A 24,546-nucleotide genomic window follows, 5' to 3' on the forward strand; every position below is an offset into this window, starting at 1 on the left:
AAGAGATACGGCGCGAACGTGACACTCGGTGGCTGTCGATCACGAGGGGGAGTGAGCGTTCGGTGAAGTAAATCTCGAGATGCGTCAGGCCTCCTGACCTCTATCAGAACGAGATGGCAAACGGAGACTCGTTTTGGGGACGAGAAGAGGGATTTGAGAGACGCTACTCCTGAGCGGCAGGGTCGTCTCGTGGGTGGGCTTTCTTGAACAACGGCCACGCGAGTACCATCAAACTGGAAAAAAGGACGATGAACGCGACCCCGATGACTCCACCTGAGGCTCCGAGAAGAGAGATACCGAGCGTTCCACCGATAGCCAGTACGACTACACCCATAACCACCGCCTGTATGCCGCTATATCCGCCGGTAGCGACCGAATCACCGACCATGAGCGAATAATCTATCTATAGTAACGAATACGTTCTGTCGCCGAAGTACGTGCTGCGTTCGCGCGTTCGCAGTTCTACCGAACAGTTAGTTCACTGACTTCGATGTGGAATAAGCGGAGCCTTGTGCTGAACTCAGCCGCTATATCTCGCACGCCGTTCTTGACAAGTATCGTGTAGCTCGACGCGATGAGTGGTGTATGAACTTCCCATACGTGCCGCTTGGGCGGCACTCGTCTCTTTCGTCGAGTTCTACTAGCGCCGGAAACTGAAGGTGCCAACAGGAGATCGGAAAAACGGACCGCAGTCGGAGTCCGAGTTCCTTCAGAGCCCGAGATAGCCCGCGTTCGGAAGGACCCCGACCAGATAGAGGACCCCGATGACGAACATGAATATCGCGATCGCCATCGCCGGCGGGTCGACGTGCGTCCCGGAGTGCGAGTAGAACATCCGCTGGGTTACCTCACCGAGGAGGCCGCTGATCGCGCCGAACACACCGGCGACGAGTAACACGACCGGCTCGCTTCCGATGACGGGCATGGCGATTACCGCGCCCACGGCACCCAGCAGGCTGATGTGATGAGTGACCGGGATCTTCTCGACGCCGAGGTTGAGAAACAGCAGGCTCATCGCGGAGATCGCATAGCCCAGGAAGATGCTCCCGGTCTCGAGCCAGATGTAGCCGCCGAGGACACCGGCGACGAGGCCGATGGCGATAACCCCGGACCACTTGTACTGGTGTGGCAGCCAGGGTTCGGTCGCCAGCCGGTTCGTCTCGGTGCCGCCGTCGGCCGACACGCGTTTCTCCTCCCGTTCGAACGGCGACATGTCGAGGATGTTCGAGCCGCCGACCTTGCCGACGAGCGGGTAGCCGAACACCAGTCGGGCCAGGAAGGCCGTCGCCACGACCGAGAGCGCGATGTTGTCGGTCGGGAATCCGAGCTCGCCCATCGCCTGCGTGAAGAGCATCCCGATTGCGCCGAAGATCGCCCCGACCGCGAGGATGTCGGGTTTGGTCCCGAACGCGTACAGGATGTCCTTTCCGAAGTGGTAGTCCCAACCGGCGGGCTCCATTTCGGGATAGCGCTTCCCGGCGTACGCCGTGGCAGCGACACCGCCGGCGAAGGCGATGTGCGGGCCGGTAACCGCGCCGAAGCCGATGACGTCGGTAATGCCGGTCGCGAGGTCCCCCGACGGGATGCCTTCGACGTCACTGATCGTTCCCTCGAGGATCGCGATTCCTTCGCCGAGGAAGACGACGAAGCCCGTGAAGATGAACGAGGGCAGTGCGCCGAGCGCCGCGCCGAAGGCACCCCCGGCGAGGGCGGCGATAATCAGGATGACGAGCGGTTCGGCCTCCAGGCCGAAGACGGGAAGTTGAAGGAGCGCTCCGGTCATGGATTACTCCCCACCGTCCCGCGCCCAGTCGAGCGATCGATCGATCGCGTCGCCCCACCGGTCGTACATCTCGTCGGCGTCGTCGCCGTCCATCTCGGGCGCGAACTCGCGATCGATCTGCCAGTTGTCGCGCAGGCTGTCGACGTCGTCCCAGTAGCCGACGGCGAGACCGGCGGCGTACGCCGATCCGAGCGCCGTCGTCTCGTCGACGACCGGCCGGACGATCTCCGAGCCGATGATATCCGACTGGAGCTGACAGAGGTAGTTGTTCTTGACCGCGCCGCCGTCGACCTTCAGGGAGGTCATCTCGATCCCCGAATCGGCCTCCATCGCCTCCGCGACGTCCCGCGTCTGGTAGGCGATCGACTCGAGGGTCGCCCGAACGATGTGTTCCTTGCGCGTGCCGCGGGTCATCCCGACGATGGTCCCGCGTGCGCGCTGGTCCCAGTGGGGCGCACCCAGTCCCGTGAAGGCGGGGACGACGTAGACGCCGTCCGTCGAGTCGACGCTGCGGGCGAGCTCCGCCGTCTCCGCGGGATCGTCGATCAGCGACAGGTCCTCGAGCCACTCGATCGCCGCGCCGGTGATGAAGATCGATCCCTCGAGGGCGTACTGGACGTCCTCGCCCGATTTCTGGAACCCGATCGTCGTCAGGAGGCCGTGATCGCTCTCGACGGCCTCGTTGCCGGTGTTCATCAGGAAGAACGAGCCCGTTCCGTAGGTGTTCTTCGCGTCGCCGGCGTCGAAACAGGTCTGACCGAACAGGGCCGCCTGCTGGTCGCCGAGCGCGCCCGCGACGGGGATCTCGGCCTCGAGGAAGCCCTCCTCATCGGTCGTCCCGTACGTTTCGTCGTCGCTCGACGGACGGACCTCCGGCAACATCGCCTCGGAAACCGAGAACTCGGAGAGGAGTTCGTCGTCCCACTCGAGGTCGTGGATGTTGTACAACATCGTGCGCGAGGCGTTCGTGACCTCGGTGATGTGGTTGCCCGTGAGGTTGTAGATCAGCCACGTGTCGATCGTTCCGAAGAGGATCTCGCCCCGTTCCGCGCGGTCGCTGATGTCGTCGGGGCGCGCGCGTTCCATCTTGATCGGATCCGCGTTCTCGAGCAGCCACTCGGCTTTCGTCGCCGAGAAGTAGGCGTCGGCCTCGAGGCCGGTCTTCTCGCGGATGGGGCCGACCAGTCCGTCCTCCTCGAGTTGCTCGACGCGGTCGGTCGTGCGCCGATCCTGCCAGACGATGGCGTTGTGGACCGGCTGACCGGAGTCCGCGTCCCACAACAGCGTCGTTTCGCGCTGGTTGGTCACGCCGATGGCCTCGAGTTGGTCGGCGCTGATACCCGCCTGCTCGAGCGCCTGCGTGATGACGTGCTTTGTATTTTCCCAGATCTCTCGCGGGTCGTGTTCGACCCAGCCGGGTTCTGGATAAATCTGTTCGTGTTTTTCGTATGCGTTCGCGACAACCTGCCCGCCGTGATCGAACACGATGAAGCGCGTACCGGTCGTCCCTTGGTCTACCGCACCGACGTACGTATTGTCTGTCACTGGTGGTCACCCCTTATTGTACCGCTCGCACGATGTATTTATCGACGGTCACGTGCTACTGGTAAACAATTCCGACAATCATTATAAATGTTGCTGAAGACCTAACACAATATTCATAAGTATACTGCCATTATATCGGTTAGTTTACCAGTATCTCACGTCATTAGCCGATATCACGGTTCTCGTTAGTATCGCCAGTCGAAAGACGATCGGAAACAGCGCAACCGGTTTCGGCGATTACTGGTTGTTATGGGCGTTCGGCAAGCGCCGATAAAATAAAGAGTGGTGGGGTCGAGGTACGAACGAAGGGATGGCAGACGACACAGAGGTCCTCGTCCTCGGGGGCGGTTCGACGGGCTGTGGTATCGCCAGAGACCTGGCGATGCGCGGCCTCGAGGTAACTCTCGTCGAACGGGGCAATCTGACGGATGGGACGACCGGTCGTATGCATGGGCTCTTACACAGCGGCGGCCGCTACGCCGTGTCAGACCAGGCCAGTGCGACCGAGTGCATCGAGGAGAACGAAATTCTGCGGGATATTGCGGGCCACTGCGTCGAGATGACCGGCGGGTTGTTCGTCCAGCGGCCCGAGGATTCGAACGACTACTTCCGGGAGAAACTCGAGGGCTGCCGCGAGTGCGGAATTCCCGCGCGCGTCCTCTCGGGGCGGGAGGCCCGCGACGTCGAGCCCTACCTCGCGAAAGACGTGAAACGAGCGATCGAGGTACCCGACGGCGCGGTCGATCCGTTCCGGCTCTGCGTCGCGAACGCGATCGACGCCGAGAACCACGGTGCGCGCGTCGAGACGCACGCCGAGGTGGTCGATCTCCTGCGCGACGGCGACGATATCTACGGCGTGAAGGTGCGCCACGAGTCCGGACCGGGCAAGCACATGCACGCGGCGGCCGCCGGAACGGAGGAGATCACGGCCGACTACGTCGTCAACGCGACGGGCGCGTGGGCCGGACAGATCGGTGCGATGGCGGACCTCGAGGTCGAGGTTCGTCCCTCGAAGGGCGTCATGACGATCATGAACGTCCGGCAGGTCGACACCGTCATCAACCGCTGTCGGCCGAAAGGTGACGCCGACATCGTCGTTCCCCACGAGACGACGGCGATCCTCGGCACGACCGACGAGGAGGTGTCGGACCCGGACGACTACCCCGAGGACGGCTGGGAGGTCGACCAGATGATCGACACCCTCTCCGAACTCGTCCCGATCCTCGAGGAGGCCCGGACGATCCGCTCGTTCTGGGGCGTTCGCCCGCTGTACGAACCGCCGGGAACCGGCACGCAGGACCCGACGGATATCACTCGGGATTTCTTCCTGTTGGATCACGACGACCGCGACGGTGTCACCGGGATGTCCAGCATCGTCGGCGGCAAGTTCACCACCTATCGAGCGATGGCCGAGGAGATTTCGGATCACGTCTGTGAAAAGCTGGGCGTGAGCGCGTCGTGTGCGACGGCCGACGAGCCGTTACCCGGAAGCGAGAACATCGAGACGCTCGAGGCAGGCATGGACGACTTCGGGCTTCGGTCGCCCATCGCCCGCCGGAGTAAACAGCGCCTCGGGAGCCGAGCGAGCGAGGTGCTCGAGACGGACGCGGCGAATCCCGTCATCTGCCAGTGCGAAGGCGTCACGCGGGCGGAAATCTGCGACGCGATCTCCCAGTCGGGATCGGACTTGAACGCGGTACGGATTCGGACGCGCGCGTCGATGGGGAACTGCCAGGGCGGCTTTTGCTGTCAGACCATGGCCAACGAACTCCACCCGGAGTACGACGAGGAGACGGTTCGTGCGGCCCTCGACGAACTCTTTCAGGAGCGCTGGAAGGGTGAACGCCACGCGCTGTGGGGCGAACAGCTCTCGCAGGCGATGCTCAACTACGCCCTGCACGCGACGACGATGAACCGGGACCGCGATCCGGCGAACGCGGGCGAGTCGAACTCGCTTGAGTACGCGGCGTTCGACGGCGGCCGATCGACGACGGAGCCCCGCGCCGACGGAGGGCGGTGAGATGGCCATCGAAGACGACGTCCTCGTCATCGGCGGCGGTCTGGCCGGCGTGACCGCGGCGCTGGCCGCCGCGGAACAGAGTGGACGGGTTCGACTCGTCACGTACAAACAGAGCACGCTGCGCCACGCGAGCGGATTGATCGACGTCCTGGGGTATACGCCGGACGGAGCGGGACCGCTCGTCGACCCCTTCGACGCGCTCGAGGCGCTACCCGAGGGCCACCCCTACGAGCGCGTCGGGGTCGAGGCGGTTCGCGAGGCGCTCGCCTTTTTCGACGAGATCGCAGGCAACGCCTACAGCGGCTCCCACACGGACGCGAACGCGCTCGTTCCGACTCACGGCGGCACCGTAAAGCCGACCGCACGGTACCCCGTCTCGACGGCCGCCGGGCTGGCGAGCGATCCGCAGGAGACCCTGCTCGTGGGCTTTGAGACCCTGCCGGACTTCGAAGCCCCGCTGGCGGCCGCCCATCTCGAGGCCGCCGGCGCGCCGTTTTCGGCCCGCGGCGTCACCCTCTCGTTTCCCGGCATCGCCCGGGACGATGCGAAGGTCACGCGCTACGCGCACCTGCTCGATCACGACGAGTCCGTCGCGACGAAGGCGGGTGAGATCGGGGCGCGCGAGGCCCTGGCCGCGGCCGTCGAGCCCCACCTCGAGAACGAATCCAGAGTCGGTTTTCCCGCAATTCTGGGCGACGACCGCGCGGACGAAGTTCGGGCGGATCTCGTGGCCGCGCTCGGCGCCGACGTCTTCGAGATCCCGATGGGGCCGCCGAGCTTACCGGGGATGCGCCTCGAGGACCTGCTCTACCGTGCGCTCGAGGACGCGGGCGTCCGAGTGACGTCGGGCGTACCGGTGATCGAGTACGAAACGCACGCGGACGACGGTGACCGAATCGATCACGTCGTCGTCGACCGCAACGGCACGGAAATCCCGTATCGGGCCGATCAGTACGTCCTCGCGACGGGCGGGCTGGTCGGCAAGGGCGTCCGCTCCGAGCGCGAGCGCGTGTTCGAACCGATCTTCAACTGCCACGTATCCCACGCCACGGATCGCTACGACTGGTTCGTCGAGGACGTTTTCGGCGACCAGCCCTACGCGCGATTCGGCCTCGCACCCGACCGCGACCTCCGCCCGCTCGGTGCCGACGGCGAACCGGAGTTTTCGAACCTGCGGGCGGCGGGCGCAGTTCTGGGCGGCTACGACTTCGCGGCCGAGAAGTCCGGGGCCGGCGTCTCGCTCGCGACGGGTTACGTCGCCGGTACGCGGGCCGGCGAGGAGGGCGAGCGATGATCGACTCGAGCGACGAGCGACTGATGGTGGAGATGTTACGCTTATGAGCGACGCAGAACAACCGACCGACGACCACGTACCGGGCGACGACGAGTTCGAACCGATTCAGGTCTTCCCCGAAGCCGAGGAGATGGACCTTCGACCGGGCGCGGACAACTGCTACAAGTGTTCGACGTGCGACACGAACTGTCCCGTCGCCGAGGTCGACGACGAGTTCCCCGGGCCGAAGTTCCAGGGACCCGAACAGTGGCGGCTCAAGCGCCAGGACGACCAGGACATCGACGACTCCGTGATGAAGTGTTCGAACTGTATGCGCTGTGATAGCGCCTGCCCCTCCGAGGTCCCCCTCTCCCAGATGCACAACACGGCTCGAGGGGAGTACGTCGAGGAGAACATGAGCAAATTCTCTCGAGAGTACGTTCGAAACCGAATCCTCTCGAACTACCGGCGGCTGGCTCCGCTGGCGTCGGCGTTCCCCCGGACGGCGAACTTCGTCATGGGGCTCTCCGTGACCAAGTGGATGGGCGAGAAGACCCTCGGAATCACGAGCGAGCGGGAGTTTCCCGAGTTCGCGACGGAGACGTTCCGGGAGTGGTGGGCAAAGCGAGGTGGCAACGCCACCTCGAAAACGCGAGCGCGGGAGGCGCGAGTAGCGAGGGATGCGCAGGTCGAAAATCCCGACAAACGCATCGCCTACTTCCACGGCTGCTATTCGAACTACAACACGCCCGAAGTCGCGAAGGCGCTCGTCCGCGTCTACGAGCACTTCGGCTACGAGATCATGGTTCCCGACCAGTCCTGTTCGGGGACGCCGATGTTCGCCAACGGCATGTTAGACGACGCCCGCCGGGCCGCCGAGACGAACGTCAGCGAACTCCGGGACGCGCTCGAGGACGGGGCCGACATCGTCGCCTCGTGTAGCTCCTGTTCGATGTCGCTTCGCCAGGAGTACCCCGAACTGTTCGATTTCGAGGGAACCGAGGACGTCGCTTCGAACACCTGGGACGCCGTCGAATACCTCCGCGTTCACGAGGACTTAGAGGCCGAACTCGAGGGGACGTCGGTCGAAGACGAGGAGTTCGCCTATCACGCACCGTGTCATTCACGTAACCAGGGCCTCGATGGACAGACGATCGAAGTGGTGGACGCAATCGACGGTATCGAGGCCCACGACGTGGGCGACTCCTGTTCGGGGATCTCCGGAACGTACGGCTGGAAGGAAGAACACTACGAGACATCGATGAAGATCGGCGAGGAAATGTTCGAGCACATGGACGACGCGCCCGCCGAGACCGGCCTGACGGAGTGTCCGACCTGCTCGATGCAGATGGAACACGGCACGGGCTACGAGATCAAACACACGCTCGAGGTTCTCGAGGCGGCGCTCGTGGGAACGGATCGCGGCGCGGACGGACGCCGGCACCAGGAGGCGGGGTAATGGATCTGCAAGAGCGCATCGCTCGACGACGGTCCGCACATCAGGGTCGAGAAATAGTCGTCGATCGCGATCACCTCAGTCCGGTGGTCCACCGCGCGGAACCCGTCGGACGTGGCCCCGTGTTAGAGCGACTGCTCGACGAGTTCGAACCCGTGTTCGACAGCGAACTGCCGCCGCCGATCGCCGTCGACGGTCCGGCGGGGTCGGGAACGTCGGCGATCGTCACCGCGCTGTTCGACGCGCTGAACGAGCGACTCGGCGAATCGACCCGGACGATCGGCACGACGACGCGCGCCGGGAGCATGGGTCCGATCACGTGGTTCGTCTACGTCGACGGCCGACGCGTCGAGAGCGCCTTCGCCTTCTATCGGACCGTGCTATCGGTGCTGTCCACCGAATCCGTTCCCGCGAGCGGCGTCGGTACCGACGAGTTTCGAGAGCGGCTTCGCGATCGACTCGATCGACCGAACCACCGCGCCGTGATCGCTCTCGATCACCACGACGAGCCCGAAACCCTCTCCTACGGACGGGTCCGTGACCTGCTCGAGCCGGTCGACGGGAGCGTCTCGACCGTCGCAGTCGGGCAGACCGTCCCCGATCGGTGGGACGACGAACAGCCCACCGTTTCCGTTCCGGACTACCGCCATCACGAACTCGTCGACATCGTTACCGATCGCGCCTCGACCGGCCTCGCGGCGGGCGCGCTGGCCCACGAATCGGCCCGTGAGCTGGCGACCTGGGCCGAGGGTAACGCTCACGACGCGCTCGCGGCCCTGTTCGGTGCCGGCGTGCTCGCGAACGCAGAGGGAAGCGATCGGCTCGAATCACACCACCTCGAGACGGCTCGAGCCGACGTCCCCGACAACGGCGTACACCTCGATCGGGCGCTCGCCCTCTCGGAAACGCGCCAGCGAGTCCTGCTGGATCTCATCGCCGTCGACTCGACCGACACGCCCATCCGTGACGTCGCGACGAAGATCGCCGATCGCTCCTCGCTGACGACGGGGACGGTCAAACGGTTTCTCTACGAACTCGCTGATCGCGGCGTCATCGAGCGCGTTCCGCTGCCCGCAAACGGGAGCGGCCGGCGGCCCAGCGCTGTCGTCCCGCGATTTCCGACGATCGCGTTTCGCGCGCTGGGACCGGATTCGAACGGAGACGAAACCGAGGCCGACGGTGCGAGCGAGGGCGAAGCGGCGGAGACGCCTCACGGCGACCTTCCAGATTCGTCGCCCTGATCGGGACTCGAGGTTCGAAGAACGTGTTTTTCAGCAGGCGGGCGAATCGGATTCGAGAGTCGAAGAATCCGGTATTCAGTACTCGAGATCGTCGGTGTACCAGTCGACGACGAAGACGGCTCCGGCACCGATAACACCGGCGATGACGGCGACGATCGGCGTCCCCAGTGCGGTCTCGTCGAAATTCCGGCCGACTTCTGCGACCGGGAGCCGAAGCGACCCGACCATCAAACTCACCAGAAAGGCGAGCGTCGCCGATCGGTAGTGCTCGAGGGCGTAGCCCACCGCGTGGGCCATCGTGAACAGGCCGATCAGCGCGCCGACGCCGAAGACGGAGACGACCGTCCCCGCCTCGATCACGGGTGCGAACGCGTCGCCGTTGACCAGTCCGATCAGCCCGTCGACGAACTCGCTCAGGATCCCGGTCATGTACTCGTACTGACCGAGAATGAGGAGGAAGAAGGCACCTGAGACGCCCGGCAAGATCATCGCACAGATCGCGACCGCGCCGGCGATAAAGACGATGAGCATTCCGTGTGAGGTCCCGTTGGTAGTTACGCCCGTGACGAGAAAGGCGATGGCGATTGCGGCGATCGAGATGAGGACGCGCTGGGGCGTCCAGGTCTCGACTTCGCCGTAGAGCACGATCGCCGACGCCGCGATCAAGCCGAAGAAAAAGCCGTAGGTCGGCACCGGATACGTCGTCGCCGCCTCGTGCATCACCCGCGAGAGGATCACGATCGCCGTTGCAACCCCTAATCCGAGCGCGATCAGGAACGGAATATCCATTCGTTCGAGTTCGGTCCGAAGGGCCGCTCGAGCCTCGGGATCGTGAACCCGCAGGGCCGGTCGAAAGGCCCGGGGATCGACCGCCGTGATCGCACGGATCAGTCGATCGTAGATGCCGACGATCAGCGCGATCGTCCCACCCGATACGCCGGGGACGACGTCGGCCGCCCCCATCGAGAATCCTTTCAGATAGACGGCGAGAAATTCACGCATTGCACGAGCGTATTCCGGACGGGAGCAAAAGGCTTCTCACTTGTGTAGCGGACTGCATCGTGTCGGGTGACAGATCGAAGCCGAACGTGGAATTCGTCGGTGCGATCACCGCGGATCGCGGCGCGAAGCGCGGGTACCGATCTCAGTTCTCTTCGGCGGCGGCTTCGTCGGTTTCGTTGCCGGCGGTTTCGTTGCCGGCGGTCTCGTTGCCGGCGGACTCGTTCCCATCGGACTCGTTTCCGGTAGACTCGTTCCCGTCGGATCCGTTCTCGTCCGTCCCGTCGTCCGGAACCTCCGATTCGGATTCGTTGTCCGCCGGCTCCTCGAGTTGGGTCTGTTCGAACTCGATGTCGTCGATCGTCTCGCCCTGGACCACCGCCGTCTCGGGAACGGATAGCTGTCCCTCGTAGCCCTCTTCGCCGGGCACGCCGACGGAAACGGTGTAGTCACCGAGCGCCTCGACGCTGCTGTTCGTGTAGCCGTCCTCGACGCCCAGTTCATCGTTCGTCGCGTACGGAACGGTCACCTCGAAGGAGCCGTCCGCGGCGAGTTCGACCTCCTGCGTGTAGTTGAACGTCCGATCGGCGTTCGTCTCGAGTTCGAGTTCGACGTGAACCGTTGCGTCGTCGCCGAGCAAGTCGTCCTCGTCGTCGACGGTGCCGGCGATAGTCGCCCCCTCGACGCGCTCGAAGGTCTTTACCGCAGCACTTCGTTGAGCATCGAAAAGGACGGTGGACGGATTCTGTTGGAGCCGGAGCGCCCCCTGCTGGCTCTCCGGTCGGTTGATCCGGACCGCGGGATTGCCCTCTCCGGGCGGAGCCAGCTGGCCACCCGAAACGTAGAGGACGTCGCCGTTCTCGTACCCCATCGATTCTAACTGCTGGGCCGTCTGTGGTTGGAACGCCTGCTCGTGGTACACTTCCGCGTAGCTGACGAAGAAGGCCGTTCCGGCATCTTCGTTCTCGTGGACGGTCCGGTAGTGTTCCATCCCCGATGCGTCGTCGAAGTACAGCTTGGACAACATCGTGTTGTCGTAGGGCACCTCGCCGAACGCCTCCGAGAGATTATCCGCGTGAAGCGGCTCGTCCCCGAGATCCTCCGCCGTCACGAAGTGGCTGTAGTCCGGCTCCGTCCACTCCGTGATCGCGTGGAACTTGCCGCCGGCCATCGCGTGGTCGATCATCACGTACCGAATCTCCTCGTGAGTCGCGTCCTCGGCCATCGCCTCGAGTTCCTCGTTCGAGCGCAGGGCGTTCTCGTCGTCGAGCGGCGACTCGCCGGCGGCGATCGTATCGAGGACCAACTCGCCTTGCTCTTCGGACTCGGCGGTCAGGAACGCCGAGGACGAACGGGCGTTTTGCTGGAACGGGTTCGAGTGGGGGATCCGCTCGCCCTGGGTCGTTATCAGGTGACCGTAGTCCCACCACGACATCACGCCGTAGGCCCCCTGGGGATAGTCGTAATCACCACCGTCGGGATACTCGTAGGTGCCGAAGTAGTCGAGCTCGCTGGCGTTGTCCGCGCCGCCCCAGTTACCCGGTTCGGGCGTGTTTTCGGCGAGCCAGTGGTTCGATTCCTGCCAGTGCATGGCGTCTTGACTCGGACCGACGTTCTCGCCGCGGTCCCACGCCGTCGCGTTTTCGCCGGCCATCGGCGGCAGCAACGGCGCGAACAGGAGCAAGACGACCATCAACAGGACGATGACCTGGTAGGTTTCGACCTGCCGGAGCGAGTCGACGCCGCCCTCGAGGTCGAGGTCGAAAAGGCGGACCACGTCGGCGATGAAGGCGGCGTTGACGACGGCGACCGCCAGGACGAGGTAGTAGCTGAACCGGACCTGGGTTGCCGTCATGCTGATCAGGAACAGCGACCAGACGATGACCAGCGTGTACTCGGCGCGGTAGTCGCGACCGAAGAACGGTCGCGCGACGAGGAGCGCGAGTCCCAAGAGCATCGTGAAGAACGCCGCACCGAACTCGTCGGAGACGTAACTCGTGAAGTCGTCCGGCGGCTGGGCTTCCGAGATCGTGAGCGTGCTCGTGCTCGGATCGATCGGCAGCAGTCGGCCCGTGAGGTTCCCGATCAGGGTACTGTACAGGTCGGGCAGCGCGAGCCACATGACGAGCATCGCGACGCCGGCGATGCCGCCGATCGCGAGGGGGTAGTACCGGCGGTCGAGGTCGCGCTCGTTCCAGGTGCGGGCGAGCCAGGCCATGAACAGACAACCGACGGCGACGAGGGCCGCGGTCAGCGGCTGGAGAACGCCGAAACTCGAGACGCTGAATCCGATTTCTTCGATCAGGAGCAGCGTAATGATTGTGGTCACGCCGAGGCTGACCGCGCCGACGAAGGCGACGTGGTCCGGGGAGATACCGCGGAGGTAGTCGAGACAGAGCTGGATCGCAAAGAAGACGCCGAAGATGCCGATGAGAACGATTGCAGACGGCCACGCCCAGACGTACAGCGACAGGGCGAACCCCGCGAGGACGCTGTAGATCGTCGGCGTGCGGAGCGCGTCCCAGTCCCGGTCGACGACCAGTTCGTAGATCGGCTGTTCCCGCTCGGCCACGCGGAGGGCGACCATCATCCCGAGGACGGCGATCGCCATAAAGAGCACCTCGCCGACGTGGTGGTCGAGCTGCCCGACCGTCGATCGCGAAAGGAACGACCCGGGTGCGAGCGCGAGGACGATGATCGCGCTGATTCCGCCGATCGTGCCGCCGAGTCGACGCCCCATGTAGAACACGGGGACCGCGACCAGCGCGGCCATCGCCGGAATCGCGAGCAACGCGACGGTGTACAGGGTTTCCGCCGACGGATCGCCGAGGCCGACGATCATCGCAACGGTGACGATAAGCTGGTCGAACAGCGTACCGAACTGGCCGACGTAGTTGCCCGTCGGGAACCCGGTCCAGATCTCGTAGGGCATCGTATTCGGGTAGTTCTCGGCGGTCCACTCGAGCGTTCGCCAGTGGTACCACGAGTCGACGCCGGCGAGGGCAGGCGTTCCGTCGTCGGTGACGAATCGGTCGTACGACTGGGTTCGTACCCAGAACATAAACAGCATCACGGCCCCGAGAACGGGGATGTGATACCACTTGGCCCACGTCTCGAGGAAGGACGAGGACGTTTCGGCCCCTTCCTCAGCGCGTTCGGTGTCCGTACTCATTAGGTTTCAACAGACACAAGTCAAGAATAAGCCTTGTCATCTATTCGCGGTGTTTCATGTCGAATTCGATGACAGTCAGGACGATCGCTGTGGTATCCATAACACTGACGGCGAACGCTCTGGTACGGACGCTTCATGTACGTCTCGGTCGTGCTCTGTACCTACGCCCTCGATGCGTACGACGACTTCCGTGAAGCCGCGACGAGCATCCTCGAGCAGACGTACGACGAGGTCGAACTCGTCGTCGTCGTCGACGGCGTGGAGGCAGTCTACGAGCGCGCACTCGAGGACTTCGACGGGCGTGAGGACGTCCTCGTCCACTGCAACGACGAGAATCGCGGGCTGCTGGCGAGCCGAAATCGCGGCGTCGAACTCGCGAGCGGCGACGTGGTGGCGTTCCTCGACGACGACGCCGTCGCCGACGAGACGTGGCTCGAGTCGCTCGTCGACGCCTACGAGGAGGAGCACGCGATCGCGGCGGGCGGGAAGATGACGCCCCGATGGCTCGCCGGAACGCCGGAGTTCCTCCCCGAAGAGTTCTACTGGCTCGTCGGCGTGACCCACCGCGGATTCGCCGACGGCGAGGGCGAGGTTCGAAACACGTTCGGCTCGAACCTCTCCTTCCGTCGCGACGTGTTCCGGAACCTCGGCGGGTTCGATACGGACATCGGCGGCCGAAAGGGCGAGAAAAACCTGCAGGGCGGGGAGACGGAGCTGTGCGCGCGGATGCAACGCGAGTACGGCCGCGGCGTCTGGTACGTTCCCGACGCGACGGTCGAACACAAGGTCTTCGAGTACCGAACCGATCCGAGCTGGCTGCTCGAGCGCGCGTTCTGGCAGGGCTACTCGAAGCGGGCGATGGCGACGCTCGTGCCGGACTCGAGCGACGAGGAGAGCGAATTTCTCGGTCAACTCCTCTTCGACTCCGTCCCCGACCGAACGCGGGGCCTCGTAACCGAGCCGCGCGGCGAACGGGCGAAGCAACTGTTCGCGCTGTTCGCCTTCACCGCCGCCGTGGGAGTCGGCTATCTGTACGGGCTCGTCCGATACCGATGACCGCCGCGAGGGCCCCGCCGACGGTGCTCTGGCTCACCCCCGACAAACCGGCGGATATCAGCGTCGGGCGCCGGCGTATCGCCGACCACCTTGCGAACGAGGGCTTCGCGGTGACCGTGCGCGGAACGACGCCGAAGACGGTGTTGCGATCGCTTCGAGAGGGCGGACGCTACGACATCGTCGTCGGGACGACGCGCGCGGGCGCTATCGCCGGCGCGGTCCTGAAACTCGCGACCGGGACGCCCCTGGTCGTCGACCACGTCGATCCGATCAGACAGTTCGAGGAGAACAATCCCCGCTGGCTCGCCGAAATCGTCCGCCGCCTCGAGAACGCGGCGTTTCGCGTCTCGGACCACACGCTGTACGTCTATGCCGAAGAGCGCGAGCGCGTCGGTCGCTTCGCAGCCGCGACGAAGACGGATCTCGGCGTCGAGTTCGACCGGTTCGCGAATCCGTCACCGGAGGCGCTCTCGAGGGCCGAATCGACGCTCGACGCGCACGGTGCGGAACGCGTCGCGATCTACGTCGGCGGACTCGAGCCGATCTACCGCATCCGGGAACTGCTCGCCGCGGCGAGGGAGCTCGCGGACGACGAGTGGACGCTCGTCGTCCTCGGCGCGGGATCGCTCTCGGACCTCGTCGAGCGAACGGCGGCGGCGCACGAGAACGTCGTCTTCCCGGGGACGGTTCCGCACGAGGACGTGCCGGGGTATCTCCGCGCCGCCGACGTCGGCGTCTGTCTCGTCGACGACCCGCACACGCTGAAGGTCCTCGAGTACGGCGCTGCCGGACTGCCGACCGTGCAGGTTCGCGGTCGCGCCGAGGATCGGTTCGACGGACTCGTCGAGTTCTGCGACGCGACGCCGACGGGAATCGCCCGCGCCGTCGAGCGCGCCGCGGGGACCGACCCGGAGCCGCTTCGGTCGTTCGCTCGAGGCTTCGAGTGGTCGAATATCGCCGAAACATATAAGAAAGTCATCACAACCGTGAAATGATGCGACATTGGAGTTGTCGACATGGACGATATCCTTCTCGTGACCGTCGACTCCCTCCGCGCGGATCACGTCGGCTGGCACGGCTACGCGCGGAACACGACGCCGAACCTGGACGACCTCGCGGACCGCGGACACACCTGTACCAACGCGTTCGCCCACGCCTGCAGCACTCGACCCTCGTTCCCGTCGATCCTCACGTCGTCGTACGCGCTCATGTACGGCGGCTACGAGCGGCTCTCCGAGGATCGGACGCTGGTCTCGGAGGCGTTCGACGACGCCGGCTACCGGACGGCCGGGTTTCACTCGAACCTCTACCTGAGCGCCGATTTCGGGTACGACCGCGGCTTCGACGAGTTCTACGATTCCAAGACGGACCCCTCGGCGACCGCGCGACTCCGACAACTCGTCAAAGATCAGTTGGACTCGGACGGGATGCTGTACCGGACGCTCGCTCGAGCCTTCGAGACCGCCGAGCGAACCGCGGGCGCGAACGTCGGCTCGGCGTACGTGAGCGCGGACGAAATCACCGACCGCGCGCTCGAGTGGGCGAACGCCGTCGAAGGCGACGGTCCCCGGTTCATGTGGGTCCACTACATGGACGTCCACCATCCGTACGTCCCGCCCGAGCGCCATCAGCGCGCCTTCCGCGACGAGCCGATCGGCGACCGGCGGGCGATCAAACTCCGCCGGAAGATGATCGAGTCGCCCGGCGAGGTTACCGACGGGGAACTCGCGGACATCGTCGACCTCTACGACGCGGAGATCCGCTTTACCGACGAGCAGATCGGCCGCCTGATCGAAACCGTTCGAGACTCGTGGGACGGCGCGACGGTGACGGTCACGGCCGACCACGGGGAGGAGTTCCTCGACCACGGACAGTTCAGCCACTACGCGACGTTTTACGACGAGGTGCTTCACGTCCCGCTGCTGTACGACGACGGCTCCGGCGACGGCGGGGAACACGACGACCTCGTCGGCCTCCTCGACGTCGCGCCGACGCTGGTCGACGGTGCGGGGCTCGAGCAGCCCCCGACCTTCCGCGGGGAGAGCCTGCGGTCGCTGTTCGACGGCGGCGGGTGGTCCAGAGACCGCGTCGTCGGCGACTGGGAGAACACGAATTCGGGAGAGCGACGCTTCTCCTACCGCGACCGCGAGTGGAAGTACATCCGCACCGCCGAGGGCGAGGAACTGTACGACCTGCGGGCCGATCCCGACGAGCGGGAGAACGTCGTCGACGCGGAACCGGAAGCCCTCGAGCGCGCCCGGGCCGCGATCGACGAGCACGAACGGGCGGTCGACGAGACCGAAACCGACCTCGGCGACGTCGAGATGGACGAAGACGTCAAAGAACGACTGCGCGACCTCGGCTACCAGGAGTGAGATGACCGACCGATCGCCGCTCGTGAGCGTCGTCGTCCCGACGTACAACCGGCCCGAGCGACTGGTCCGATCCCTCGAGAGCGTGGCCGAACAGACCTACGAACGCCTCGAGATCGTCGTCGTCGACGACGGATCGGAGACGCCCGCCGAAGCGGCCCTCGAGCCGCTTCGCGGGGACTTTCCGCACGAACTCGTCGTCATCAGGCACGACGAAAACCGCGGGGCGAACGCGGCCCGCAATACGGGCCTCAGCGCGGCGTCGGGCGAGTTCCTCGCGTTTCTCGACGACGACGACGAGTGGGCACCCTCGAAGGTGGCTCGACAGGTGGAGGCGTTTCGACGCGCGCCCGACGACGTCGGACTGGTGTACACCGCCCTTCGGATCGTAGGCGACGACGGGGCGGTCGTCCGAACGACCGACGCGTCCGCCGCCGGGGACGTGACGCGAACGCTCCTCTGTCGGAACGTTATCGGCTCGTTCTCCTGCGTGATGGTTCGGGCCGTAGCGGCCGCCGACGCCGGCCCCCTCGACGAGGCGTTCCCGAGCTGGCAGGATCTGGACTGGTACATCCGAATCTCCGAGAACTGGCGCGTCCGGCCGATCGCCGACCCGCTCGTCACGAACCACGCGGGAGGACACGACCGGATCACCGACGATCTCGAGTCGCTGGTCGGGGAGACGTATCCGCGGTTCGTCCGGAAACACCGCCCTCGAGCGGCGACGTACGGGCGCGTGTTCGAGCGCAAAATGCGCGGCTGGGCCGCGTTCCGGGTCGGCGCGTGGTATGCGCTTCCGGCCGGGCGGTACGGAACGGCGCGTCGATTCCTCCGGCGGGCGATCGCGCTGTATCCCCTGGAGCCGCAGTTCCTCCTCTACGCCGCGATCGCTGCTGGTGGAGAACCGGCGCAATCGGCGTTCGAACGGGCGAAACGGACGGTCCTCCGCGATCGATCGTGATCCGGTTTCGAGTCGCTACTCCTCGCGCACCGCCGTTCGTTTCGGTCCCGTCGAAGAGACGAGTGCCGGACGACCGAACGGATAATAACTTGACAATGCATCGGATTCGGTTAAACCGCACGCCGTGGTAGACCGGTACTATGCGACAGGTAGGCGCAGTCCTCTCATCGTCAACGTTCCCCGCGCTCGAGCAGAGATCGTCGTCCGGTCGCGTCGCGTCCGTACCCGAACTCACGCCGGTTCCGACGCGAACCGATCGACGGAAAAACGCGAGGGAGTGGCAACGATGACCGACGGCGGAAGCGATACGCACGTCGACGACGCCGCTGGTGACGGCGGACGCGTCAAACGCGAAGCGCGGGTGACCGAGACGCCCGAGTCCCCGTATCCGACGGACGATCCGGTGCTAGCCCGCATCGGCGACACCCCGCTCATCGAATATCCCGAGTCGACGGACGGCGGGGACCTCTTTCTCAAACTCGAGTCTGACAATCCCACCGGGTCGATGAAGGACCGGCTCGCGCTCGGCATCGTCCGCGAACTCGAGGCGGACGGCCGGTTGACGGACGGCGACGTCGTGGTCGAAGCGTCGTCGGGGAACACCGCCGGCGCGATCTCGCTGGTGACGAACCGGCTCGGCTACGACAGCGTGTTGACCGTCCCGGCCGGGACGAGTCCGCAGAAGATCGGCTACGTTCGATCGTTCGGGAGCGAAATCGCCGAGTGCCCGAACGTCGACGCCGACGACGAGCGACACTACCGGAAGACTGCGGAGCGGATCGCGGCGGAGCGAGACGGAATCTGGATCGACCAGTACTCGAACCAGTTGAACCCGACCGTTCACTACGAGTGGACCGGCCCCGAGCTGTGGGATCAGGCTGCGGGTGATCTGACCCACGTCGTCTGTCCGATGGGGACCGGCGGCACGGCCTCCGGCATCGCCAAGTTCCTCACGGAGCGGAAGCCGGACGTGCGCGTCGTCGGCGTCGACGCCGAGGAATCGAACATCTCGACCGCGTTTTACGGAACCGAGTCCGGGGCGTACGACACCGAGGTCGAGGGGCTCGGGAAGGGCCACGAACTCCCGACGATGTGGTTCGAGTACGTCGACGAGGTGCGAAGCGTCGACGACGAACGGGCGTTCGTCCAGGCCCGGCGCGCCGCCGCCGAGTGCGGGGTTCTCGTCGGCGGCTCGTCCGGAGCCGCGATCGCCGTCGCTCGAGACATCGCGCGCGATCGCCCGGACGCGAAAATCGTCGTGATCGGCTGCGACAGCGGCGACCAGTACTTCGACACCGTCTTCGACGACGCGTGGATGCGAGAGCGGGGCTACCCGACGGACGATCGCTGAGCGCTATCCGCACGATTCTCTCGAATTCGAACGCTCCAGTACCCTTTTCTCGCTCTCCGGACAACGACGCACCTATGGTCGGCATCTGCGGGGTTCTGGGCGATCCACAGCACGATATCGACGCGATCGCGTCCACTGTCGAGTGGAGTGTCGACGAGAACACCGCCGATTACGGGGACGACGATGCCCGGATACACCTGTCGGCACATCTCGAAACGGACGCACAGCAGCCCGCGACGGCTCGAGGGGCGGAAGGATCGGAGCGGTTGCTCTGGATCTGGGGCGACGTCATCGGATTCGAGGACGCGACGGGGTACGCGCCAAGGCGGGACCGCGAGACGGCCGACGCATCCTACTGTGCGGCGTTGCTGGCCGACCACGGTTCGTCGTTCGTCGACGGCTTGAACAGCGAATTCGCCGGCCTGATACTCGACCGCGATCGGTCGGAGGCGACGCTGTTCACGGACCGCCTCGGCGCTCGGCCGATCTACTTCACGGAGAGACTCGACGGTCGCGTCCTGTTCTCGACGAACCTGAACACCGTGCTGGCGCATCCGGACTTCCCCACCGCCGTCGACGACGAACTCATGTCGGAGTACCTCAAACTCGAGCGCGCGTTCGGCGTCTGTACGCCGTTCGAGGGCGTGTCGCAGCTCCATCCCGGTTCGAAACTCACCGTCGACCTCGAGAGCGGCGAAACCTCCCTCGAGACGTACTGGATGCCGCGATACCAACCGGCCGACAAGCCGTACGACGCGTTCGTCGAGGAGTTCGCCGCCATCATTCGAGACAGCGTCGACGAGCGCAGGGAGCCGTCGGCCGAGGAGGGACTGTTCATCAGCGGCGGGAGCGACTCGAGGCTCCTCCTGTCGCTGTTCGAGGATCGCGACGTGACCGGCTACCACCTGAACGACTCGATGAACGACGAGGCGAAGATCGCGCGGCGGGTGTGTGATACCGCCGGCGTCGAGTTCGAATTTCTTCGGCGCGAGCCGGACTATCTAACGGACGTTCTGGAGCGGGTGGCCGACTCGCACGTGTTCTCGTCGTTCTTCGATCAGGCGCACTTCACGGGATTCGAGGACGAACTCACGGCCGACGTCGACGCCGTGTTCGCCGGCCACACGGCCGACACGGTGCTCGAGGGGTTTTACATGCCGACGCTCGAGGTGCCCGTCCCTCGCCTCGGGTGGACGATTCCGTTGCCGATCCTCGATCCCGTCGACGACGTCGACGCCTACGCCGAGCACATCGTCCGCAACTACCAGTACCACCGCGGGCCGTCGACGAACGCACAACCCGAGTACGTGACACTCGAGAAGCGCCCGATCGAAGTGTTGCGCGACCGTATGACGGAATCGGACGGCACCATCACCCACCACGGCGTGACGTATCCGTCCCTCGAGGCGCTCACGCACGCCGGCGGCTTCTACCCGCTGACGAACAACAAAGCGTACCTCATGTACTACACCACGAACCAGATGCTGCCGACGCACTATCCGTTCTTGGACAACCGCGTGATCGATTTCTCGCTGTCGGTTCCCCACCGCCACCACGTGCGTCGGAGCGTCGTCAATCGCGCTCTCACGGCTCGAAATCGGACGCTGGCGGAGATCCCGAAGTCGAGCGTCGGTCTCCCGCTGACCTATCCGAGGACGGTGTACCGCGCGGCGCGACTCTGGCGAAGCTTCAGTAACAAGTTCGGCTCCGATTCTGACTCAGAGAGCGGGAGCGGCTCGTGGAGCGATCCCGACCGCGTGTTGCGCGAGACCGACATCGCCGAAACGCACCTGTTCACCCCGGAAAACCCCGATCAGTGCCCCGATATCGTCGACTGGGAGACGGTCGAGGAGCTGTACCGACGCCACCTCGAGGGCGAGAACAACGCCTTCGATCTCTACGGCGTCCTCTCGCTCTGTAACTCGTATCCGGCTCGAAACGGACTGTTTACCCGCTGAGAACTCGCCGGTGACGGACCGCGCGACTGTGCCGCGCGATCGATCCGCCGACCCGCCCGACGCTCGCGCTGAGCGAAAGCGGTGGCCAGTATAATGTGCCCCTCCGTCGTACGACCGGACAGATGTGCGCCATTCACGAACGAGCGGAAACGCTGTTGTCCTCGCTCTATACGGGACCGATCCGGCGCATCTCCGAACGGACCGGTCTCCACCCGTTCGTCTTCGAGATCCACCGTCGAATCCAGACGGGCACGAAGAGGATCGATCATCGTCGCGCCCCGAACCCGTATCCGGTCGACGTCGCCGGCCACACGGTTCGGTTCGATGTGTCGACCCTCGCGGAGTACAACCGCGTCTCGAGTTTCCTCGAGGAGGAAGCGCTCATCGACGAAATCGTCGACGAGGTGAGCGCCGGCGACGTCTACTGGGACGTGGGCGCGAATATCGGGACGCACGCGTTCCTCCCGGCGGCGGCGAACCCGGAGGCTCGCGTCATCGCCGTCGAACCCCACCACCGGAACGTCGCAAAGCTCATTCGGAACAAGACGCTGAACGATCTGGACACCGTTTCCATTCTCCCGGTCGCGCTGAGCGACCGGAACGGGACGGCCGCGTTACACGGCGAGGAGAACCAGCCCGGCTACGGGTCGTTCTCGCTGGTGAACGAATCGGCGGACGCGGTCGCCGACGTCCCCGTGCGGCCGGGGGACGACGTGATCGGAGACGGCGTCCCGACACCGTCGGTCATCAAGATCGACGTCGAAGGCGGTGAGCTCGCGGTTCTCGACGGACTGGACGGGACGCTGTCCACGGACGCGGTGCGAACCGTGTTCTGCGAGGTCCATCAGCAGGAAGGGATCAGCGAGGCTGCGGTCGAACGCCGGCTTCGGGGATTCGGGTACGACGTCCGCCGCATCGCGGAGCGCGGACCGATGGTGTTCCTGCGAGCGGATCGTGGTTAGGGTTCAACAACGTTTTTTCGCGAGAGCCCGTTGGTCGAGGGACGTTCACGCCGGAGTCAAAGTATGAAGCTAGGCCAGATCTCGTTCATCAACTTCGCGTCCCAGATCGCGTCGTCGGTATTCGGGTTTCTCGCGACGATCTACCTCGCTCGCACGCTCGGTGCGGGCGTGTTGGGGACGTACTTCCTCGTCGTGGCGCTCGTGATCTGGCTGAAAGTGATCGCGTTCGGCGGCGTCCAGTCGGCGCTGACGAAACGCCTGAGCGAAGGCGGGGACAGCGGGGCGTACGTCACCGCCGGGATGGGGTTGTTTCTCGGGGTTTACGCGGTACTGCTCGTCGGCTTGTTCCTCGCGCGGGATCTCCTCGCCGCGTACATCGGACGGCCCGTAGCGCTCCCGATCGCCGTCGTCCTCTTCGCGACGCTGCTGCTCATGTTCGTCTCGGGCGCACTCCAGGGACAACACCGCGTCCACATCTCCGGCGCGCTCGAGCCCGTGGACACGTTCTCCCGCAGCACGCTCCAGATCGCCGCCGTCGTCATCGGGTTCGGGCTGTACGGGCTGCTCGCTGGATACGCGATCGCCAGCGCCGTCGCGGGGCTCGTCGGGGCGATATTCGTCACCTGGAAGGTGGGTCTGCCCGGTCGTCGCCACCTGTGGAGCCTGTTCGACTACGCCCGATACTCGTGGCTCGGAAGACTGAGTTCGCGCACGTTCTCGTCCATGGACACGCTCGTCCTCGGCGTCTTCGTCGCGCCCGATCTCATCGGCGTCTACGAGATTTCCTGGAACCTCGCGTCGCTGCTCGCGGTCTTCAGCCTCGCGATTCAGCAGACGCTGTTCCCCGAAATCAGTAGCGTCGCCGCGGACGACGAGCGCGACCGGATCGTCAACCTTCTGGACGACGCGTTCGCGTACGCCGGGCTGTTTCTCATTCCCGGCCTGGTCGGCAGCGCGCTCATCGGGGATTTCGTCCTCCGGATCTACGGCCCCGAGTTCGGCGTCGGCCACGTCGTGCTCGTGATACTCGTCGGCTCGAGGCTCGCCTACGCGTACGGCGAGCAGTTCCTCAACGCGCTCAACGGACTCGACAGACCCGACCTTTCGTTTCGAATCAACGGAATCTTCTTCGTCACCAACATCACCCTCAATGTCGTGCTCGTCTCCGCGTACGGCTGGGTGGGGGCCGCCGTCGCGACCGCGGTATCCGCGCTAGTAACGCTGGTGATCGGCTACCGGGTTCTCGATCGGTTCATCACGATCTCGTTCCCGTACCGGGAGGTCGGAACGCAGATGCTCGCCACGGTACCGATGGCCGCCGCCGTCGGTGCCGGACGCCTAGTTCTCGAGCCGAGTGCGCTGGCGGCCCTGACGCTGGTCACCCTCGGTGCGGCGACGTACTTCGCAGCCCTGTTCCTCCTGTCCGGCCGGTTCCGAGCGACGGTGATTCGCAACTTGCCGACGGGGTACGGCGGTTCGTAGGGTTCGCCAGTCGTCCGGTCGCGACGGTCGATTAGCTCGACGGCCGCGCCTCGAGGCTCTCGTACTCCCAGATCAGGTCGAAATACCGTAGCATTCCGGCGACGAACGATCCGTTTTCCGTGATCGCAGCCTGCCGCCGGTGGTCGGGCACGTCGGTCTCCTCGACGAGGAAGATCGCCTTCCCCGAGTCGTACGCCATGCTGGGATCGACGAACGTCCCGCGCCACGGGAGTCGCTCCTCGCTGAACCGGTAGTCGATCGCCGGAAACTCGGCCTCGAGTCGGTCGACGACGTCCGCCTGCACGGCGGCTTTCTCCTGCGGGAGCGTTCGCGGGTCGAGGAAGAGTATCGAAACGTCGACGCCGTTCTCGAGCGCGCCGTTTACGGCCGGTTCGACGTCGTCGAAGTAGGCGAAGCTGTTGGTGATGACGAAGACCTCGTCCGTCGCGTTCCGGTAGAGCTGTCGGGTCTCCGTCTCGCTCGGCGTTCCGACGTCGACCACGTGAAACAGTTCGGCCGTCGGCGTCACGTCCTCGTCCGCCCGCTCGTACAACGGGCCGAACTCCTCGATGAACGCCTCGCGGAGATCCTCGACCTCGGTGCAGTAGTCCTCGTATCGCTGTCGCCGGTTCTCCTTCGCTCGCTCGAGGATCTCCGCGGGCGATTTCGGCTGGTACTGCTTCGGTCGGCCCGGAATCACCTTGATGAAGCCGTAATCGGCCAGCGAATCGAGGACGCCGTACACCCGCGCCTGCGGGATGCCCGTCGCCTCGGAGATATCCGGAGCCGTCGTCCGACCGGCGCTCAGCAAGTGGGCGAGCGCCGTGGCCTCGTACTCCTTCAGGTTCAGTTGCTGAAGCAGTTCCGTCGAACCGGTTCGCGGACCCATTGTCGTTCGATTGACCGCGAACGACC

The 24,546-nt window shown here is 65.0% G+C and carries 18 protein-coding genes; 12 read left to right on the forward strand and 6 right to left on the reverse strand.

What is annotated here, in order from left to right; all coding sequences use genetic code 11:
* Positions 1 to 163: 163 nt before the first annotated feature.
* The 3 genes from DWB23_RS01145 to glpK form a co-directional block, all read right to left on the reverse strand.
* Positions 164 to 388, reverse strand: coding sequence for a hypothetical protein (locus DWB23_RS01145; protein ID WP_121740978.1), 225 nt, complete (start codon positions 386 to 388; stop codon positions 164 to 166).
* 321 nt (positions 389 to 709) lie between these two features.
* Entirely contained in the window at positions 710 to 1,783 is a 1,074-nt protein-coding gene (locus DWB23_RS01150) for a hypothetical protein (protein ID WP_121740979.1), read from the reverse strand.
* A gap of 3 nt (positions 1,784 to 1,786) precedes the next feature.
* On the reverse strand, positions 1,787 to 3,328 hold the full coding sequence (glpK, locus tag DWB23_RS01155) for a glycerol kinase GlpK (RefSeq protein WP_121740980.1): 1,542 nt from the start codon (positions 3,326 to 3,328) through the stop codon (positions 1,787 to 1,789).
* 310 nt (positions 3,329 to 3,638) lie between these two features.
* Between glpK and glpA the strand changes: the two genes are divergently transcribed.
* The 4 genes from glpA to DWB23_RS01175 are packed head-to-tail and all read left to right on the forward strand — an operon-like array spanning position 3,639 to position 9,318.
* Positions 3,639 to 5,348: an anaerobic glycerol-3-phosphate dehydrogenase subunit GlpA gene (glpA, locus tag DWB23_RS01160; RefSeq protein ID WP_121740981.1), complete on the forward strand. Its 1,710-nt coding sequence runs from the start codon at positions 3,639 to 3,641 to the stop codon at positions 5,346 to 5,348.
* Position 5,349: 1 nt separating this feature from the next.
* Positions 5,350 to 6,642 carry a glycerol-3-phosphate dehydrogenase subunit GlpB gene (gene glpB, locus DWB23_RS01165; RefSeq protein ID WP_121740982.1) on the forward strand — a complete coding sequence of 431 codons (1,293 nt, stop codon included), beginning with the start codon at positions 5,350 to 5,352 and terminating at the stop codon, positions 6,640 to 6,642.
* Between the two features lie 43 nt (positions 6,643 to 6,685).
* Positions 6,686 to 8,080 (forward strand): anaerobic glycerol-3-phosphate dehydrogenase subunit C, encoded by a 1,395-nt coding sequence (locus DWB23_RS01170; protein ID WP_121740983.1) that lies wholly within the window; start codon positions 6,686 to 6,688, stop codon positions 8,078 to 8,080.
* Positions 8,080 to 9,318 carry a Cdc6/Cdc18 family protein gene (locus DWB23_RS01175; RefSeq protein WP_121740984.1) on the forward strand — a complete coding sequence of 413 codons (1,239 nt, stop codon included), beginning with the start codon at positions 8,080 to 8,082 and terminating at the stop codon, positions 9,316 to 9,318. Before DWB23_RS01170 ends, DWB23_RS01175 begins: the two co-directional genes overlap by 1 nt.
* Positions 9,319 to 9,393: 75 nt before the next feature.
* Here DWB23_RS01175 and DWB23_RS01180 read toward each other — a convergent pair whose 3' ends face one another.
* Both DWB23_RS01180 and DWB23_RS01185 read right to left on the reverse strand, forming a co-directional pair.
* The gene (locus tag DWB23_RS01180; RefSeq protein WP_121740985.1) at positions 9,394 to 10,320 is read right to left on the reverse strand and encodes a DUF368 domain-containing protein; all 927 of its coding nucleotides are present in this window, start codon (positions 10,318 to 10,320) and stop codon (positions 9,394 to 9,396) included.
* Between the two features lie 142 nt (positions 10,321 to 10,462).
* Complete coding sequence (locus DWB23_RS01185; RefSeq protein ID WP_121740986.1) at positions 10,463 to 13,489, reverse strand: oligosaccharyl transferase, archaeosortase A system-associated; 3,027 nt, start codon at positions 13,487 to 13,489, stop codon at positions 10,463 to 10,465.
* Between the two features lie 135 nt (positions 13,490 to 13,624).
* Here DWB23_RS01185 and aglG point away from each other — a divergent pair, with 135 nt between their 5' ends.
* The 8 genes from aglG (at position 13,625) to DWB23_RS01225 (ending at position 23,631) form a co-directional block, all read left to right on the forward strand.
* Positions 13,625 to 14,545: a glucosyl-dolichyl phosphate glucuronosyltransferase gene (aglG, locus tag DWB23_RS01190; RefSeq protein ID WP_121740987.1), complete on the forward strand. Its 921-nt coding sequence runs from the start codon at positions 13,625 to 13,627 to the stop codon at positions 14,543 to 14,545.
* Positions 14,542 to 15,540, forward strand: coding sequence for a glycosyltransferase (locus DWB23_RS01195; RefSeq protein ID WP_121740988.1), 999 nt, complete (start codon positions 14,542 to 14,544; stop codon positions 15,538 to 15,540). The genes aglG and DWB23_RS01195 overlap by 4 nt, the downstream gene beginning before the upstream one ends.
* Before the next feature lie 21 nt (positions 15,541 to 15,561).
* Positions 15,562 to 16,920 (forward strand): sulfatase-like hydrolase/transferase, encoded by a 1,359-nt coding sequence (locus tag DWB23_RS01200; RefSeq protein ID WP_121740989.1) that lies wholly within the window; start codon positions 15,562 to 15,564, stop codon positions 16,918 to 16,920.
* Position 16,921: 1 nt separating this feature from the next.
* Positions 16,922 to 17,878 (forward strand): glycosyltransferase family 2 protein, encoded by a 957-nt coding sequence (locus tag DWB23_RS01205; RefSeq protein WP_121740990.1) that lies wholly within the window; start codon positions 16,922 to 16,924, stop codon positions 17,876 to 17,878.
* A gap of 286 nt (positions 17,879 to 18,164) precedes the next feature.
* Positions 18,165 to 19,229, forward strand: a complete 1,065-nt coding sequence (locus DWB23_RS01210; protein ID WP_121741882.1) for a PLP-dependent cysteine synthase family protein — start codon at positions 18,165 to 18,167, stop codon at positions 19,227 to 19,229.
* Between the two features lie 74 nt (positions 19,230 to 19,303).
* Entirely contained in the window at positions 19,304 to 21,187 is a 1,884-nt protein-coding gene (locus DWB23_RS01215) for an asparagine synthase-related protein (protein ID WP_121740991.1), read from the forward strand.
* Between the two features lie 122 nt (positions 21,188 to 21,309).
* Positions 21,310 to 22,149: an FkbM family methyltransferase gene (locus tag DWB23_RS01220; RefSeq protein WP_121740992.1), complete on the forward strand. Its 840-nt coding sequence runs from the start codon at positions 21,310 to 21,312 to the stop codon at positions 22,147 to 22,149.
* Positions 22,150 to 22,212: 63 nt separating this feature from the next.
* Entirely contained in the window at positions 22,213 to 23,631 is a 1,419-nt protein-coding gene (locus tag DWB23_RS01225; RefSeq protein ID WP_121740993.1) for an oligosaccharide flippase family protein, read from the forward strand.
* 31 nt (positions 23,632 to 23,662) lie between these two features.
* On the opposite strand, the gene DWB23_RS01230 is transcribed toward DWB23_RS01225, so the two are convergent.
* A complete protein-coding gene (locus DWB23_RS01230; RefSeq protein WP_121740994.1) occupies positions 23,663 to 24,520 on the reverse strand; it encodes a TrmB family transcriptional regulator in 858 nt (285 codons plus the stop codon).
* Between the last annotated feature and the right edge of the window lie 26 nt (positions 24,521 to 24,546).

Origin of the sequence: Natronorubrum halophilum (assembly GCF_003670115.1) — an archaeon.
Classification (GTDB): domain Archaea; phylum Halobacteriota; class Halobacteria; order Halobacteriales; family Natrialbaceae; genus Natronorubrum; species Natronorubrum halophilum.